Annotated in this window: 15 protein-coding genes and 1 riboswitch; of the genes, 8 read left to right on the top strand and 7 right to left on the bottom strand. The window is 69.6% G+C overall.

Annotated features, from left to right (window positions below):
- Positions 1–32: 32 nt before the first annotated feature.
- Positions 33–995, bottom strand: a complete 963-nt coding sequence (corA, locus tag BWR60_RS19215; RefSeq protein WP_230983108.1) for a magnesium/cobalt transporter CorA — start codon at positions 993–995, stop codon at positions 33–35.
- Positions 996–1,248: 253 nt separating this feature from the next.
- On the opposite strand from corA, the gene BWR60_RS19210 reads away from it, so the two are divergent.
- Together BWR60_RS19210 and BWR60_RS19205 are read left to right on the top strand one after the other, a co-directional pair.
- Complete coding sequence (locus BWR60_RS19210) at positions 1,249–1,713, top strand: hypothetical protein (protein ID WP_230983107.1); 465 nt, start codon at positions 1,249–1,251, stop codon at positions 1,711–1,713.
- Positions 1,710–2,231: a hypothetical protein gene (locus tag BWR60_RS19205; RefSeq protein ID WP_088152639.1), complete on the top strand. Its 522-nt coding sequence runs from the start codon at positions 1,710–1,712 to the stop codon at positions 2,229–2,231. Before BWR60_RS19210 ends, BWR60_RS19205 begins: the two co-directional genes overlap by 4 nt.
- A gap of 197 nt (positions 2,232–2,428) precedes the next feature.
- Here the strand turns inward: BWR60_RS19205 and BWR60_RS19200 are convergent, their stop codons facing one another.
- Positions 2,429–2,818: a Rid family detoxifying hydrolase gene (locus BWR60_RS19200; RefSeq protein WP_088152638.1), complete on the bottom strand. Its 390-nt coding sequence runs from the start codon at positions 2,816–2,818 to the stop codon at positions 2,429–2,431.
- Between the two features lie 341 nt (positions 2,819–3,159).
- On the opposite strand from BWR60_RS19200, the gene BWR60_RS19195 reads away from it, so the two are divergent.
- The gene (locus tag BWR60_RS19195; protein WP_179221840.1) at positions 3,160–4,380 is read left to right on the top strand and encodes an alpha/beta hydrolase family protein; all 1,221 of its coding nucleotides are present in this window, start codon (positions 3,160–3,162) and stop codon (positions 4,378–4,380) included.
- Between the two features lie 44 nt (positions 4,381–4,424).
- Here BWR60_RS19195 and gcvPB read toward each other — a convergent pair whose 3' ends face one another.
- From gcvPB to BWR60_RS19170, 5 genes are all read right to left on the bottom strand, one after another.
- A complete protein-coding gene (gcvPB, locus tag BWR60_RS19190; RefSeq protein WP_088152636.1) occupies positions 4,425–5,951 on the bottom strand; it encodes an aminomethyl-transferring glycine dehydrogenase subunit GcvPB in 1,527 nt (508 codons plus the stop codon).
- Positions 5,951–7,297 (bottom strand): aminomethyl-transferring glycine dehydrogenase subunit GcvPA, encoded by a 1,347-nt coding sequence (gene gcvPA, locus BWR60_RS19185; RefSeq protein ID WP_088152635.1) that lies wholly within the window; start codon positions 7,295–7,297, stop codon positions 5,951–5,953. Before gcvPA ends, gcvPB begins: the two co-directional genes overlap by 1 nt.
- Positions 7,298–7,306: 9 nt before the next feature.
- Entirely contained in the window at positions 7,307–7,693 is a 387-nt protein-coding gene (gene gcvH / locus BWR60_RS19180; RefSeq protein ID WP_088152634.1) for a glycine cleavage system protein GcvH, read from the bottom strand.
- A gap of 20 nt (positions 7,694–7,713) precedes the next feature.
- A complete protein-coding gene (gene gcvT / locus BWR60_RS19175; RefSeq protein ID WP_088152633.1) occupies positions 7,714–8,832 on the bottom strand; it encodes a glycine cleavage system aminomethyltransferase GcvT in 1,119 nt (372 codons plus the stop codon).
- A 156-nt stretch (positions 8,833–8,988) separates the two neighbouring features.
- Positions 8,989–9,086, bottom strand: a riboswitch (glycine riboswitch).
- 105 nt (positions 9,087–9,191) lie between these two features.
- The gene (locus tag BWR60_RS19170; RefSeq protein ID WP_144445669.1) at positions 9,192–9,908 is read right to left on the bottom strand and encodes a hypothetical protein; all 717 of its coding nucleotides are present in this window, start codon (positions 9,906–9,908) and stop codon (positions 9,192–9,194) included.
- Between the two features lie 39 nt (positions 9,909–9,947).
- Between BWR60_RS19170 and ispH the strand changes: the two genes are divergently transcribed.
- The 5 genes from ispH (at position 9,948) to rnhA (ending at position 14,074) form a co-directional block, all read left to right on the top strand.
- On the top strand, positions 9,948–10,934 hold the full coding sequence (gene ispH, locus BWR60_RS19165; protein ID WP_088152631.1) for a 4-hydroxy-3-methylbut-2-enyl diphosphate reductase: 987 nt from the start codon (positions 9,948–9,950) through the stop codon (positions 10,932–10,934).
- A 2-nt stretch (positions 10,935–10,936) separates the two neighbouring features.
- A complete protein-coding gene (locus tag BWR60_RS19160) occupies positions 10,937–12,001 on the top strand; it encodes a lysine-2,3-aminomutase-like protein (RefSeq protein WP_088152630.1) in 1,065 nt (354 codons plus the stop codon).
- Positions 12,002–12,255: 254 nt separating this feature from the next.
- Positions 12,256–12,429, top strand: coding sequence for a hypothetical protein (locus BWR60_RS37130; protein ID WP_179221839.1), 174 nt, complete (start codon positions 12,256–12,258; stop codon positions 12,427–12,429).
- A 185-nt stretch (positions 12,430–12,614) separates the two neighbouring features.
- Positions 12,615–13,580 carry a homoserine kinase gene (locus BWR60_RS19155; protein ID WP_088152629.1) on the top strand — a complete coding sequence of 322 codons (966 nt, stop codon included), beginning with the start codon at positions 12,615–12,617 and terminating at the stop codon, positions 13,578–13,580.
- 29 nt (positions 13,581–13,609) lie between these two features.
- Complete coding sequence (gene rnhA / locus BWR60_RS19150; protein ID WP_088152663.1) at positions 13,610–14,074, top strand: ribonuclease HI; 465 nt, start codon at positions 13,610–13,612, stop codon at positions 14,072–14,074.
- Positions 14,075–14,281 lie beyond the last annotated feature (207 nt).

The raw sequence follows: 14,281 nt of genomic DNA, 5'->3' as shown, positions 1-14,281 counted from the left end.
TGTTGAACCGCAGTCTCGGCGCTCTGGCAAGCCTACAGCCATCCCCAGCGCTTGAACCGCCAGTACAGGAAGCCGCACAGGCCGACGATCACGCCCAGAATCATATAGTAGCCGTAGGGCAGGCGCAGCTCCGGCATGTTGTCGAAGTTCATGCCGTAGATGCCGGCGATCGCCGTCGGCACCGCCAGGATCGCGGCCCAGGCGGCGAATTTCCGCTGCACCTGGTTCTGGCGCGAGGATTCCAGCAGGAGGCCGGCCTCGAAGGTGTGGGTCACGATCTCGCGCAGCGCGTCGATATGGTCGCTGACCCGCTTCACATGGTCGGCGACGTCGCGGAAATAGGGATGCATCGCCTCGTCGATGCACTCCGATTCGGAGTGCTCCAACTGCTTGCACACCTCGGCCACCGGCGTGACCGTGCGGCGGATCACCATCAGCTCGCGGCGCAGGGCATGGATGCGCTCGATGTCGGCGGCGGTCAGCGGCACGCTCAGCACCCGCTGCTCCAGCGCCGTCACCTCGGTCTCGATCGCCTCCACCACCGGCGTGTAGTTGTCGACCACGAAATCGAGGATCGAATACAGCACGAAGTCCTCGCCGTGCTTCAGCAGCGAGGGATTGGCTTCCGCCCGCTCCCGCACGGTCGAGTAGGAGGAGGACGGGCCGTGCCGCACCGAGATGACATAGCCGGGGCCGATGAAGACATGGGTCTCGCCGAACTCGGTCGTATCCATCTCCCTGTGCGCGGTGCGCAGCACCACGAACAGGCCGTCGCCATAAGTCTCCAGCTTCGGCCGCTGATGGGCGTTCAGCGCATCCTCGATCGCCAGGGGATGCAGCCCGAATTGCTGCGCCAGCTCGCGCAGCTCGGCTTCCTTCGGCTTGCGGATGCCGATCCAGACGAAATGACCCGGCTTCTGCGACCAGGCTCGTCCCTCCGACAGGGCGATATCGGCGACCCGCCGCCCCTCGGCATAGGCGACAGCCGCAATCACACGATACAAGGCGTTCCTCCGGTTTCCGGCTCGGCGGCACGATAGCACGGCGCCCGGGCACCGCCAGCCGGCCGCCGCGGGCAATGCTCCCAAAGCCGGGAGCAATTGAGATTCCACCTTCATCGACAATTGTAACAAGTTGATGTTACGGTGATTCGCAATTCGGCCGGACGGTCCGAAGACCGTGGCTCAAGACGGTGCAATGCCTGCCAGAACGTGCAGACACTCGATTGCCGCTCTCCTTCTGGTTTCAATGCTGGGGCTCGGCGGCTGCGGCTCCCTGATGCATGAGGGCACGGCGGATCTTGCCGGCGTCGGCGGCGCGGCGGCGGCCAGCGCCGTCACCAAGAACGCGCTGGTGGCCACCGGCATCGGCCTCGGTGTCCGCTCGGCCGCCAGCGCCGCGCTGCAATATGGCGAGCGCGAGGTGCACCAGGCCGAGCAGGACCGCATCGCCTCGGTCGCCGGCGCGCTGGCAGTGGGCCAGGTGGCGCGCTGGGACGTCTCGCATGACGTGCCGATCGAGGCGGACGAGCAGGGCGACGTCACCGTCAGCCGGCTGATCGGCGCGGCGCCCCTGGCCTGCAAGGAGATCGTGTTCTCGGTCGAGGCAGAGAAGGACAAGGCCTTCTACGTCGCCGTCATCTGCCAGAACGGCGAGGCCTGGAAATGGGCTTCGGCCGAGCCGGCGACGGAGCGGTGGGGATCGTTGCAGTGACCGGGCGACGGCGCCGTCTTCCCCGGCTGGCGCGCCTGCTGCCCGCGCTGGCCTTGCCGCTCGGCGGCTGCGCCAACATGGTGGCGGATGTCAGCGGCATCGCCACCGGCGGCACGGTCGGCGCGGTCACTGCCAACCCGATCGTCGGCTACAGCGTCGGCATGGGCACCCGGGCCGCGGTCGCGGCCGGGGTGAAATACGTGATGCGCGACCTGCACAAGGACGAGCAGGACGTGATTGCCGGCGTCGCCGGCCGGATGCGCGAGGGCGACACCCAGCTGTGGCGGGTCGAGCACGACCTGCCCTTCGGCTATGCCGACGAGAACGGGGCGGTCCAGGTCACCCGCGCGATCGAGACGCCGATCGCCAGCTGCAAGGAGGTGCTGGTGACGATCGAGGAGGGCGAGGGCGCGAAGGCCACCCGCACCATCGTCGTCGGCAGCATCTGCCGCCAGGGCGACACCTGGAAATGGGCCAGCGCCGAGCCGGCCGTGGAGCGCTGGGGGTATCTGCAGTAGGGGCTCTGCCCCTCCCTCGCCGTCATTGCGAGGAGGCGAAGCCGACGAAGCAATCCAGGGGCCACGTCAAACGGCCCCTGGATTGCTTCGCTGCGCTCGCAATGACGGTGTTTGGGACTTGAAAGGCCTCAACGGGAGAGGCCGCGCGTTCCCATGCCTGCAGGTGCTCTCGCCCCTCGATGGGCGAAGCCCGCCGCCTACTCCCGCGGCATCGCGGCGATCATCTCGATCTCGACCTGGGCGCCAAGCGGCAGGGCCGCCACGCCGATGGTCGAGCGGGCCGGGTAGGGCGCCCGAAAGTGGCGCTCATAGACCGCGTTCATGGCGGCGAAATCCGCCATGTCGGTCAGGAACACATTGACCTTCACCACCGCGTCGAAGGTCAGGTCCGCCGCCTCCAGCACATGGCGCAGATTGGCCAGGCACTGCTCGGTCTGGGCCGTGGCGTCGCCCTCGACCAGGCGGCCGGTGGCGGGGTCGATCGGGGTCTGGCCGGAGAGGAAGAGCAGGTCGCTGCGCCCGACCACGCCGTGCGAATAGGGGCCGATGGCCTGCGCCTGCGCACTGGTCACAGCCTTGCGAGCCATCGTACCCCCATCTCGCCCCCTCAGGCGTGTCGCGCGTATCGGCGCGGGGCGATGATGCAATGCCCGGGCGGTGGTTGGAAGACGGTTTTGCGAGACCGGCAAGATTTCATGGTGATGGCCGTCGGAATCTTGCACGCCCCGTCGTTTGTCGGCCGTCCCTGACCGATCGCAATCCCGCTTGCCCGCCACCGGCCGCTCCATGACACTTCGTCCCGCGTCCCGCGTCGGAACCGATGGTGGGGCGGCGATGCGGAGTTCGGGGGCAACAATCGGGCGGGACGTCGGCAGCCGGGCGAAACCCGGCACGGGCGGCCCCGATCGGGAGCGGGGAGAGACACATCATGCACAGCTTGCCGGCCGTTCCGGCCGGGACATCGCGCGCCGTGCCGGCGCCGCGGACCGACGCGGCGCGCGGGGGCATGTGGCGCCGCGGCCTCATCGCCCTGGCCGGCCTGCTGCTGGGTGCCTGCCAGACCAGCGGTGCGCAGATGGCGGCGATCGGCGGCAGCAACCAGCAGCTGCCGGGTCTGGTCCGGGCGCCGCTGTCGCTTGAGGTCACCATGCCGGACGGCGACCGCGAGACGCTCGACGCCTTCGTCACGCGGCCGGCCGGGCCCGGCCCCTACCCGGTGGCGCTGATCACCCACGGCACGTCGGAGGACGTGTACAACCGCGCGCTGACGCCGACCCGGTATTCATCCACGGCGATCGGCTTCGCCCGCCGCGGCTATGCGGCGGTCATGGTGCTGCGGCGCGGCTACGGCAACTCGACCGGGCGCGACATGGTCACCGGCGTCAGCTGTGACAACCCCGGCCATCAGCGTGCAGGAGAGGTGGCGCGCACCGACCTGCTGGCAGCGCTGGAGGCGATCCGCCGCCAGCCCTGGGCCTCGCCGGACAAGGCGGTGCTGCTCGGCTCCTCGACCGGCGGCTGGGCGGTGCTCGCGGCCGCGGCGGTGAACCCGCCGGGCGTGCAGGCCGTGCTCGACTTCTCCGGCGGGCGCGGCGCCTCCTGGGTGAATGTCTGCGGCAAGGACGCGCTGCTGGAGGCGGCGGGCGCCTTCGGCCAGACCGCGCGGACGCCGGTGCTGTGGGTCTATGCCGAGAACGACAAGGAGTTCCCGCCGGCGCTGGCCCGCGAGATGTTCGCCCGCTACCAGGCGGCCGGCGGCGCCGGCGAGCTGTTCGTGACGCCGGCGTCCGGCGAGAACGGGCATTTCATCATGTCGTCGGCGCCGCCCACCCTGTGGTGGCCGCGGGTCTGCGACTTCCTGGCCGCCCGCGGGCTGCCCTCGGCCGAGCTGGTCAAGGCCCAGACGGCGGAGCTGCCGGTACCGTCGGGGCTGACGGAGGAGGGCAAGAAAAGCTTCGCCCGCTATGTCGCCAGCGCGAGCTACGAGAAGGCCTTCGCCACCAACGGGCGCGACTACTGGTCCTGGAACTCGAGCTACCGCACGCAGCAGGCGGCGGCGCAGGCCGTGCTGTCCTACTGCCGCCAGCGCGCGAGCGACTGCGTGCTCTACGCCGTCGGAGACAGGCTGATCCCCGTCGCCGCGCCCTGAGGAGGATGGCGGCGGTCCTCCCTGCGAAGGACCGCCGCCGGCCGCTACTCCGCCGCCTGGGCCAGCGGGGCGTCGGGCGTCCAGCGCAGCACCGGCTTGCGGGCGGCGCCGGTCTCGTCCAGGCGTCGGCGCGGGGCGTGGTAGGGCGCGCCCTTGAACCACTCCGCCTGGCCGGACTTCGCCTTCTCCACCAGCGACCGCATCATGCCGATGAACTGGTCCAGCGTGGCCTTGCTCTCGGTCTCGGTCGGCTCGATCAGCATCGCGCCGTGCACGACCAGCGGGAAGTACATGGTCATCGGGTGGAAGCCCTCGTCGATCATCGCCTTGGCGATGTCGAGCGTGGTCACGCCCGTGTCCTTCAGCGCCCGGTCGTCGAACAGCGCCTCATGCATGCAATAGCCGTTGTCGAAGGCCGGGGTCAGCACGTCCTTCAGGCGGGCCTGCACATAGTTGGCGTTCAGCACCGCGTCGCTGGCCACCTGCCACAGCCCGTCGGCGCCGTGGCTCATCATGTAGGCCAGGGCGCGGACGAACATGCCCATCTGGCCGTGGAACGCCTTCAGCCGGCCGAAGCTGTGCTCCGGCGCGCCGTCGCGGCCCTTGTGCTCGGCGACGCGGAAGCCGTTGGCGTCATGCACCACGGCCGAGATCGGGGCGTAGGGGGCCAGCGCCGCCGACAGCACCACCGGGCCGGAGCCCGGGCCGCCGCCGCCATGCGGGGTGGAGAAGGTCTTGTGCAGGTTGATGTGCATGGCGTCGACGCCGAGGTCACCCGGGCGCACCCGGCCGACGATGGCGTTGAAGTTGGCGCCGTCGCAGTAGAAGAAGGCGCCGGCTTCATGCACCACCCGCGCGATCTCGACGATGTCGCGCTCGAACAGGCCGCAGGTGTTCGGGTTGGTCAGCATGATCGCCGCCACGTCCGGCCCCAGCTTGGCCTTCAGCGCGGCGAGGTCGACATGGCCGTCCGCGGTCGCCGGGATGGCGTCGACGGTGTAGCCGATCGCCGCCGCCGTCGCCGGGTTGGTGCCATGCGCCGATTCCGGCACCAGCACCCGCCGGCGATGGCCCTCGCCACGGGCCTCCTGGGCGGCGTGGATCGCCATCATGCCGCACAGCTCGCCATGCGCGCCGGCGGCCGGGGACAGGGCCACGGCCGGCATGGCGGTCAGCGTCTTCAGCCAATGTGCCAGCGTGTCGATCAGCTCCAGCGCGCCCTGCACGGTCGCGACCGGCTGCAACGGGTGGATGTCGGCGAAGCCGGGCAGCCGGGCCATCCGCTCGTTCAGCCGCGGATTGTGCTTCATGGTGCAGGAGCCGAGCGGGTACAGCGCGGTGTCGATCGCCATGTTCATCCGCGACAGGCGGGTGTAGTGGCGCATCACCGTCGGCTCTGCCAGGCCGGGCAGGCCGACCCCGCCGCGCGGCTTGACGCCGCCCAGGCGCAGCTCGTCGGTCGTGGGCTCCGGCAGGTCGACGCCGCAATGGCCGGGGCTGTCCTGCTCGAAGATCAGCTTCTCTTCGATGTCCAGGCCGCGATTGCCGGTGAAGGTAGCGACTTCAGTCATCACAGCACCTCCGACAGGCCGGCGCACAGCGCGTCGATATCGGCCTCGGTGTTGGTCTCGGTCGCCGCCACCAGCAGCAGGTCGGCGAAGGCCGGGCGGTTGGCGTAGATCCGGCTGACCGGCACGCCGCCCAGGACGTTGCGCCTGGCCAGCGCGTCGATCACCGGCTCGGCCGGCTTCGGCAGGCGGATGGTGATCTCGTTGAAGAAGCTGTCGTTCAGCACCGCCACGCCCGGCACCTTGGCCAGCTTGGCGGCCAGGGTCACGGCCTTGGCGTGGTTGATCCGCGCCAGCTTCGTGAAGCCCGCCTCGCCCAAGAGGGACAGGTGGATGGTGAAGGCCAGCGCGCACAGGCCGCTGTTGGTGCAGATGTTGCTGGTCGCCTTCTCGCGGCGGATGTGCTGCTCGCGGGTCGACAGGGTCAGCACATAGCCGCGCTTGCCCTCGGCGTCGACGGTCTGGCCGCACAGCCGGCCCGGCATCTGGCGCAGGAACTTCTCGCGCGTCGCGAACAGGCCGACATAGGGGCCGCCGAAGTTCAGCGCGTTGCCGATCGACTGGCCCTCGCAGACCACGATGTCCGCGCCCATCTCGCCTGGCGGGGTCATCAGGCCCAGCGACACCACCTCGGTGACCACGACGACCAGCAGCGCGCCCTTGGCGTGGCAGGCCTCGGCCAGGGCCGACAGGTCGTGCACATGGCCGAACACCGACGGGTTCTGGACCACGACGCAGGAGGTCTCGCCGTCGATCCGGCCGGCCAGGTCCTCGACCCCGTCGGGGTTCGGCACCGCCTCGTCCAGGGTGAAGCCGGTGAAGTCGGCATGGGTGCGGCAGACGTCGCGATACTGCGGGTGCAGCCCGCCGGAGATCACCGCGCGCGACCGGCGGGTCACGCGGTTCGCCATCATGATGGCCTCGGCGCAGGCGGTGGAGCCGTCATACATCGAGGCGTTGGCGACCTCCATCCCGGTCAGCAGCGCGACCTGGGTCTGGAACTCGAACAGGTACTGCAGCGTGCCCTGGGTGACCTCGGGCTGGTACGGTGTGTAGCTGGTCAGGAACTCGCCGCGCTGGATCAGGTAGTCGACCGTGGCCGGCACGTGGTGGCGATAGGCGCCGGCGCCGCAGAAGAACGGGACCGATCCGGCCGGCACGTTCTTGGCGGCCATGGCGCCCAGCGCGCGCTCCACCTCCAGCTCGCCCTGGTGCGGCGGCAGCTCCGTCAGGGGGCCGGGCAGACGCGCGCTCTGCGGCACGTCGCGGAACAGCTCGTCGATCGAGCCGGCACCGACCGCCGCGATCATCTCGCGGCGGTCGGCTTCGGTCAGGGGCAAATAACGCATCGGTGCTTGTCACTCGGCAATGAGTTTGGCGTAGGCGTCGGGGCTGAGGAGCTTGTCGAGATCGGCCTTGTTGGACATCTTGATCTTGTAGATCCAGGCGTCGCCATACGGGTCGTCGTTCACCATCTCCGGCGATTCGGAGACATCCTCGTTGAACGCGATGATCGCGCCGCCGACGGGGGTGAAGATGTCGCTCGCCGCCTTGACCGATTCGACCACGCCGATCGGTTCGCCGGCCTCGAACTTCTTCCCGACCTCGGGCATCTCGACGAAGACGATGTCGCCCAGCGTCTTCTGCGCGTGGTCGGTGATGCCGACGGTGGCGGTTCCGTCAGCCTCGACGCGGACCCACTCATGGTCCTCGGAATATTTCAGATCGTTCGGGACGTTGCTCATGCTGCTGGCTCCCTGTCAGGTCAGCGGTGGAAGTTCGGCGCGACGAAGGGCAGGGCGGCCACCGCGGCCGGATGCGCCTTGTCACGGATCAGAAGGGTGACAGCAGTCCCAGGCGCGGCGAAGCCGGATTCGACATAACCCATTGTGACCGGGGCGCCGACCGAGGGGCCGAAGCCGCCGGAGGTGACGCGGCCGATCTCGCGGCCGTCAGCGGAGAGAATGAGGGTCCCTTCCCGCGCGGGGGCGCGGCCCTCGGGCCGGATGCCGACGCGCTTGCGCGCCGGGCCCTCGGCCAGCTGCTGCAGGATCCGCCCGGCGCCGGGGAAGCCGCCCTCGGCGCGGCGGCGCTTGCCGATGGTCCAGGACAGCCCGGCCTCGACCGGGGTGGTGGTGGTGTCGATGTCGTGGCCGTAGAGGCACAACCCCGCCTCCAGCCGCAGCGAATCGCGGGCGCCCAGGCCGATCGGCGCCACTTCCGGCTCGGCCAGCAGCAGCCGGGTGACGCGCTCGGCCTCCTCGGCCGGGACCGAGATCTCGAACCCGTCCTCGCCGGTATAGCCGGACCGGCTGATCATGCATTCCACCCGGTCGAGCGCGAAGGTGCCGGATTCCATGAAGGCCAGGTCGTCGGCGCCGAAGGCGTGGCGGGCCAGCACGGCCGCGGCCTTCGGGCCCTGCAGCGCGATCAGGGCGCGGTCGTCCAGCCGCACCAGCCGGGCGCGGCCGGCCAGCTTGGCGGCGATGTGCGCGAAGTCGGCATCCTTGCAGGCGGCGTTGACCACCAGGAACAGCCGCGCCGGGTCGACGGTTCGGGTGATCATCAGGTCGTCGAGGATGCCGCCCTCGTCGTTCAGCAGCAGGGAATAGCGGATGCGGCCCGGCGCCAGCCCGGCGATGTCGCCCGGCACCAGCGTTTCGATCAGCGCCGCGGCATCCTGCCCCGGCTCGGCCTCCAGCCAGGCCTGGCCCATATGGCTGACGTCGAACAGCCCGGCCTCGGCGCGGGTGTGCAGGTGTTCCTTGAGGATGCCCAGCGGGTACTGCACCGGCATCTCGTAGCCGGCGAAGGGGACCAGCTTGCCGCCCAGCTCGACATGCAGGTCGTAGAGCGGGGTGCGCTGCAGGGGGGTATCGGTCACGGTCCCGGGTCCTCGTCGACAAAAAGGTGGGCGTGCGGGACCATTCCCGCGCGCCACCCCCTCTGTCTGGGACCTGAGAGAATCGCCGGGAACTCTGTCCGGCTTACCCCATCGGTGAGGCCGCGACGGGCGTCGCGACCTGCTCTCCAGAGTGCCTTACCCTTGGCGGTCCTTTGGCCTGAGAGTTTCCGGGGCGTTTGCTCCTTCGGCGCCGGTTCCGCTCACGCGGTCCCGGTCTCTCCCGCCAGGGTCGTAGGCCGTATCAATGCGCTGGCGGACAGTCGTCCGCCGCGCCGGAAAAGTCAATCCGCGACGTTTCTCGTTCCGTCGCCGTCACTGCTGCCCGTCATGGCCGCCCGTCACTGGGGCGGCAGGCTGGTGTCCGGGTCGCGCGGGTCGGGGATCACCGGGGCGATGGTCCGGCGGCCGGCGGCCTGGGCCGCGGCGCCCGGCGTGCGCGGGTCGTTGCGGTGCTTGTTGAACTCGAGCTGCTGCGGCGACAGCTGGAAGCCGATCATGATCTTGTAGGAGCCGCCCTCCTGCGGGCTGGACACCGGGATCACCTGCTCCAGCGGCTCCTGAATGCTCTCCTTCGGGGTGACCTGCAGCTTGGGCATCGGGATCTTCACGTCGAACACGGCCTTGTTCAGGATCCGGTCCTGGGCGTCGGTCACGGCGACGAAGTACTGCGCCGGGACGTCCTTCTCCAGCCATGCGGCCGGGCCGCGCCAGGCGGTGAACTCGACATTCACGTCCATCGTCACCGATTTGTCGGCATAGCTGCAGCCGCCGCGGGTGTTGGTGATCCGCGCCTCGACCAGCACGTCCTTCGGGCTGGTGCTGTTGTTGCGCACCACGTCGTAGATCGCCGCCTCCTGCGGGATGACGATCTGCGGGCAGCGCAGCCCGGCCTGCTGCGCCGCATTCTCGCCACCACAGGCTGCTAGTCCTGTGAGCAGCAGGAGGGGGGCGCCGGCCCAGAATCGTCTCGAAGCGAGACACCCTGAGACGCCGTACCGCGCTTTTCTTGAGAGAGCACCTATATTAGGGTCGCGGCGCGAGACTTCGGCGGGCATCGCCCTCTCCATTCAACAACGGGTTCAGGACCATAGGAAATGGCACAGGCTGGCACAAGCGCAGGCGCGGAGGCGCGGGACGCGCGGCCGTCCTTGACGGTGATGCTGGCCTCGCCGCGCGGATTCTGCGCCGGCGTCGACCGCGCCATCCAGATCGTCGAGAAGGCGATCGAGAAGTACGGCGCCCCGGTCTATGTCCGGCACGAGATCGTGCACAACCGCTTCGTGGTCGAGACGCTGGAGGCCAAGGGCGCGGTCTTCGTCGAGGAACTGGACGAGGTGCCGGACGACGCGCCGGTCGTGTTCTCGGCCCATGGCGTGCCGAAATCGGTGCCGGCGGAGGCGGAGCGGCGCAAGCTCCTGTATCTCGACGCCACCTGCCCGCTGGTCAGCAAGGTGCATCGCGAGGCCGAGCGCCATTTCCGCACCGGCCACACCGTGATCCTGATCGGCCATGCCGGCCATCCGGAGGTGATCGGCACCATGGGCCAGCTGCCGCCCGGCGCCGTCCGGCTGGTCGAATCGGTCGAGGACGTGGCGACGCTGGAGGTCGAGGACCCCGAGAACCTGGCCTTCGCCACCCAGACCACGCTGTCGCTGGACGACACGGTCGAGATCGTCGACGCGCTGAAGGCGAAGTTCCCCACCATCTCGGCGCCGAACAAGCAGGACATCTGCTACGCCACCACCAACCGGCAGGAGGCGATCAAGGATATCGCCCCGCATTGCGACGCGGTGCTGGTGATCGGCGCGCCGAATTCCTCCAACTCGGTGCGGCTGGTCGAGGTCGCGCGCCGGGCCGGCTGCGACAAGGCGATGCTGGTGCAGCGGGCGGCCGATCTCGACTGGTCGTGGTTCGACGGCATCGGCACCCTCGGCATCACCGCCGGCGCCTCGGCGCCCGAGGTGCTGGTCGAGGAGGTGATGAGCGAGCTGCACAACCGCTATGCCGTCACCATCCAGTCCGAGCCGGTCACGGTCGAGACCATCACCTTCAAGCTGCCGCGCGAGCTCAGCCCCGCCTGATCATGCCCAAGGACGGACATCTCCCGCCGCAGCGCCTGCGGAGCCCCGAGGCATTGGTCGAGGCCGGCCTGGCCGGGCATGAGCGGCTGCAGGAGCTGCGCGACGTGGCGTCGCGCTACGCCATCGCGGTGACGCCGGCGATGGTGGATCTCGTCGATCCGGCCGATCCGCACGACCCGATCGGGCGCCAGTTCGTGCCCGGCGCGGCCGAGCTGGAGACGAGGCCGGAGGAACTGGCCGACCCGATCGGCGACGGGGCGCACAGTCCGATCCCGGGGCTGGTCCACCGCTATCCCGACCGGGTTCTGCTGAAGCTGCTGCACGCCTGCCCGGTCTATTGCCGCTTCTGCTTCCGGCGCGAGATGGTCGGGCCCGGCGGCGAGGCGATGGGCGAGGACGACCTCGCCGCCGCGATCGGCTACATCCGCGCCCGGCCGCAGGTGTGGGAGGCGATCCTGACTGGCGGCGACCCGCTGATGCTGGCGCCGCGCCGCCTGGCCGACGTGGTCGCGCGGCTCGATGCCATCCCGCATCTCGGCGTGGTCCGGCTGCACAGCCGCGTGCCGGTGGTGGAGCCGGAGCGGGTGACGCCGGAGCTGGTGGCCGCGCTCAAGGCGCAGGACAGCGCCGTCTGGCTGGCCATCCACAGCAACCATCCGCGCGAGCTGACCCCCGCGGCGCGCGACGCGATCCGCCGGCTCGCCGATGCCGGTGTCGCCCTGGTGTCGCAGACCGTGCTGCTGCGCGGCGTCAACGACGACCCGGCGGTGCTGGAGCAGCTGTTCCGCGATTTCGTGCGCCTGCGCATCAAGCCCTATTACCTGCATCACGGCGACCTCGCCCCCGGCACGGCGCAGTTCCGCACCGGCATCGAGGATGGCCGCCGGATCATGAAGGCGCTGCGCGGCCGGCTGTCCGGCCTGGCCCAGCCGACCTATGTGCTCGACATCCCGGGCGGCCGCGGCAAGGTGCCGATCGGGCCGGACCATCTCGACGGCTCCGACGCCGGGGGCTGGACCGTCGAGGATCCGAACGGCTGCCGCCACGTCTATCCGCCGAAGGGCTGAGCCCGGGGCGGTCGGTCGTGGCCGACGCCGATCGATTATTACGCCTGTAATGATGAATTCATTATGAATTCCATGAATTCTCCTTAACGAAAGTTTACTTCCGATCCGGCGATGCCCAATTCCGGAGGGCAGGACAGCGGCGGACGCCCCGTCACGGCGACGCTCCGGCACCGGCCCTGCAGTTCCATACCTGTCGATCCGGCGTTGCCGCTCCGAGGGAGCGGTGCCGGGTCTCCGTTCAAGAGGAACAGATCATGTCGTTCGTGAAGATCGTCCGCCCGATCGGCCTCGTCGCCCTGCTGGCGCTGGGTGTCGCCGCCGCCTCCGGCGTCGCCGAGGCGCGCACCGGCTTCCACTCGCAGCATGGCCCGAGCGCGCTGCAGAGCGCGGACCCGCACGGTCCTGCCTATCCGCAGTCGGGTCGCTGACCCGGCCTTGCCGGTTGCAGAGAAAGGGCGGCCGCGGATCTCCTCGGCCGCTCTTTCCGTCTGACCGGCCCGCGCCGGGCCTGCCGCGCACGGCGGCATCCCGCGCCGGTCCCCTCTCTTCCTTCGACAAGCCGTCCCCTCTCGCTCTATGAAGGCGGGCTCAGCCGCTTTCACCCGGGCGATCCATGGCCGTCTACACCGAAGTCACCGACGAGGATGTCGCCGCCTTCGTGGCGGAATACGACATCGGCACCGTGCTCTCGCTCAAGGGCATCGCCGAGGGCGTCGAGAACTCCAACTACCTGCTGGTGACCACGGCCGGCCCCCATATCCTCACGCTGTACGAGAAGCGGGTGGCCGAGGCCGACCTGCCGTTCTTCCTCGGCCTGATGCAGCATCTGGCGGCGCGCGGCATCGAATGCCCGCAGCCGGTTGCCGCCCGCGACGGGCAGGCGCTGCGCCGCCTGTCCGGCCGGCCGGCGGTGATCGTCACCTTCCTCGACGGGCTGTGGCCGAAGCGGATCCAGCCCTGGCACTGCCAGGCCCTGGGCCCGGCGCTGGCCCGCATGCACGCCGCCGGGGCCGATTTCGCGATGACCCGGCCGAACAACCTGTCGCTCGGCGGCTGGCGCCGGCTGGTCGCCGATTGCGCCGGCCGTGCCGACACGGTGACGCCGGGCCTGGCCGAGGGCATCACCCGCGAGCTGGAGTTCCTCGAGGCGCATTGGCCCACCGACCTGCCGGTCGGGCTGATCCATGCCGATTTGTTCCCCGACAACGTGTTCTTCCGCGACGACCGCCTGTCCGGGCTGATCGACTTCTACTTCGCCTGCACCGACATGCTGGCCTATGACCTGTCGATCTGCCTGAACGCCTGGTGCTTCGAGCCGGACGGCGCCTTCAACGCCACCAAGGCGCGGCTGCTCCTGTCCGGCTACCGGGCCGAGCGGCCGCTGTCGTCGGCCGAGGTCGCGGCCCTGCCGATCCTGGCGCGCGGCAACGCGCTGCGCTTCCTCCTCACCCGGCTCTACGACTGGCTGAACCATCCGCCGGGCGCCTTCGTGAAGCCCAAGGACCCGCTCGAATACTGGCGCAAGCTGCGCTTCCACCAGCAGGTCACCAGCGTGGCCGCCTATGGGATCGACCCGTGACCGACACCGCCGCGACGACGAAGAAGCCGATGAAGCTGCCCAAGGTCGAGATCTTCACCGACGGCGCCTGCAGCGGCAATCCCGGCCCCGGCGGCTGGGGCGTGCTGCTGCGCATGGGCGAGACCGAGCGCGAGCTGTATGGCGGCGAGACCCTGACCACCAACAACCGGATGGAGCTGATGGCCGCCATCCAGGCGCTGGAGGCGATGAAGCGCCCGGTCGATGCGGTGCTGACCACCGACAGCCAGTATGTCCGCAACGGCGTGATGACGTGGATGAAGGGCTGGAAGGCCCGTGGCTGGGTCACCGCCGACCGCAAGCCGGTGAAGAATGTCGACCTGTGGCAGCGGCTGGAGGCGGCGACGGCGCCGCACAAGGTCCGCTGGGAATGGACCCGCGGCCATGCCGGCCATGCCGAGAACGAGCGGGTGGACGAGCTGGCCCGCAAGGGCCTGCGCGAATTCGGCCGCGGCCTGGCGCCGGCCGAGGCTTGAGCAGGCCTGCTGCCTTCCTCCCCCTGTGTCATGCCCGGGCTTGACCCGGGCATCCAGGACATGTCGATGCCGCTCCGGGTGGCCCTGGATTGCCGGGTCAAGCCCGGCAATGACAAAAAGGGAATGCGCCACCGCTTGATCAGTCGTGCTTGCTCTCCATATTACTGATAGTAACTTACCATCTGTAATAATGCCGCCATGCCCGAT

The sequence above is a fragment of the Inquilinus limosus genome, from assembly GCF_002195995.1.
In the GTDB taxonomy this organism is placed as follows: Bacteria; Pseudomonadota; Alphaproteobacteria; order DSM-16000; family Inquilinaceae; genus Inquilinus; species Inquilinus limosus_C.
The sequence above is the reverse complement of the archived record's forward strand: the minus strand, read 5'-3'. Positions and strand labels throughout refer to the sequence as shown.

Bases quoted from the DNA above. Each gene is read 5' to 3' on its own strand.
- BWR60_RS19170 (WP_144445669.1), bottom strand. From the start codon at position 9,908: ATGCCCGCCGAAGTCTCGCGCCGCGACCCTAATATAGGTGCTCTCTCA.
- gcvH (WP_088152634.1), bottom strand. From the start codon at position 7,693: ATGAGCAACGTCCCGAACGATCTGAAATATTCCGAGGACCATGAGTGG.
- BWR60_RS19155 (WP_088152629.1), top strand. From the start codon at position 12,615: ATGGCCGTCTACACCGAAGTCACCGACGAGGATGTCGCCGCCTTCGTG.
- BWR60_RS37130 (WP_179221839.1), top strand. From the start codon at position 12,256: ATGTCGTTCGTGAAGATCGTCCGCCCGATCGGCCTCGTCGCCCTGCTG.
- gcvPB (WP_088152636.1), bottom strand. From the start codon at position 5,951: ATGACTGAAGTCGCTACCTTCACCGGCAATCGCGGCCTGGACATCGAA.
- gcvPA (WP_088152635.1), bottom strand. From the start codon at position 7,297: ATGCGTTATTTGCCCCTGACCGAAGCCGACCGCCGCGAGATGATCGCG.
- rnhA (WP_088152663.1), top strand. From the start codon at position 13,610: ATGAAGCTGCCCAAGGTCGAGATCTTCACCGACGGCGCCTGCAGCGGC.
- BWR60_RS19195 (WP_179221840.1), top strand. From the start codon at position 3,160: ATGCACAGCTTGCCGGCCGTTCCGGCCGGGACATCGCGCGCCGTGCCG.
- BWR60_RS19160 (WP_088152630.1), top strand. From the start codon at position 10,937: ATGCCCAAGGACGGACATCTCCCGCCGCAGCGCCTGCGGAGCCCCGAG.
- ispH (WP_088152631.1), top strand. From the start codon at position 9,948: ATGGCACAGGCTGGCACAAGCGCAGGCGCGGAGGCGCGGGACGCGCGG.
- BWR60_RS19210 (WP_230983107.1), top strand. From the start codon at position 1,249: ATGCTGGGGCTCGGCGGCTGCGGCTCCCTGATGCATGAGGGCACGGCG.
- BWR60_RS19200 (WP_088152638.1), bottom strand. From the start codon at position 2,818: ATGGCTCGCAAGGCTGTGACCAGTGCGCAGGCGCAGGCCATCGGCCCC.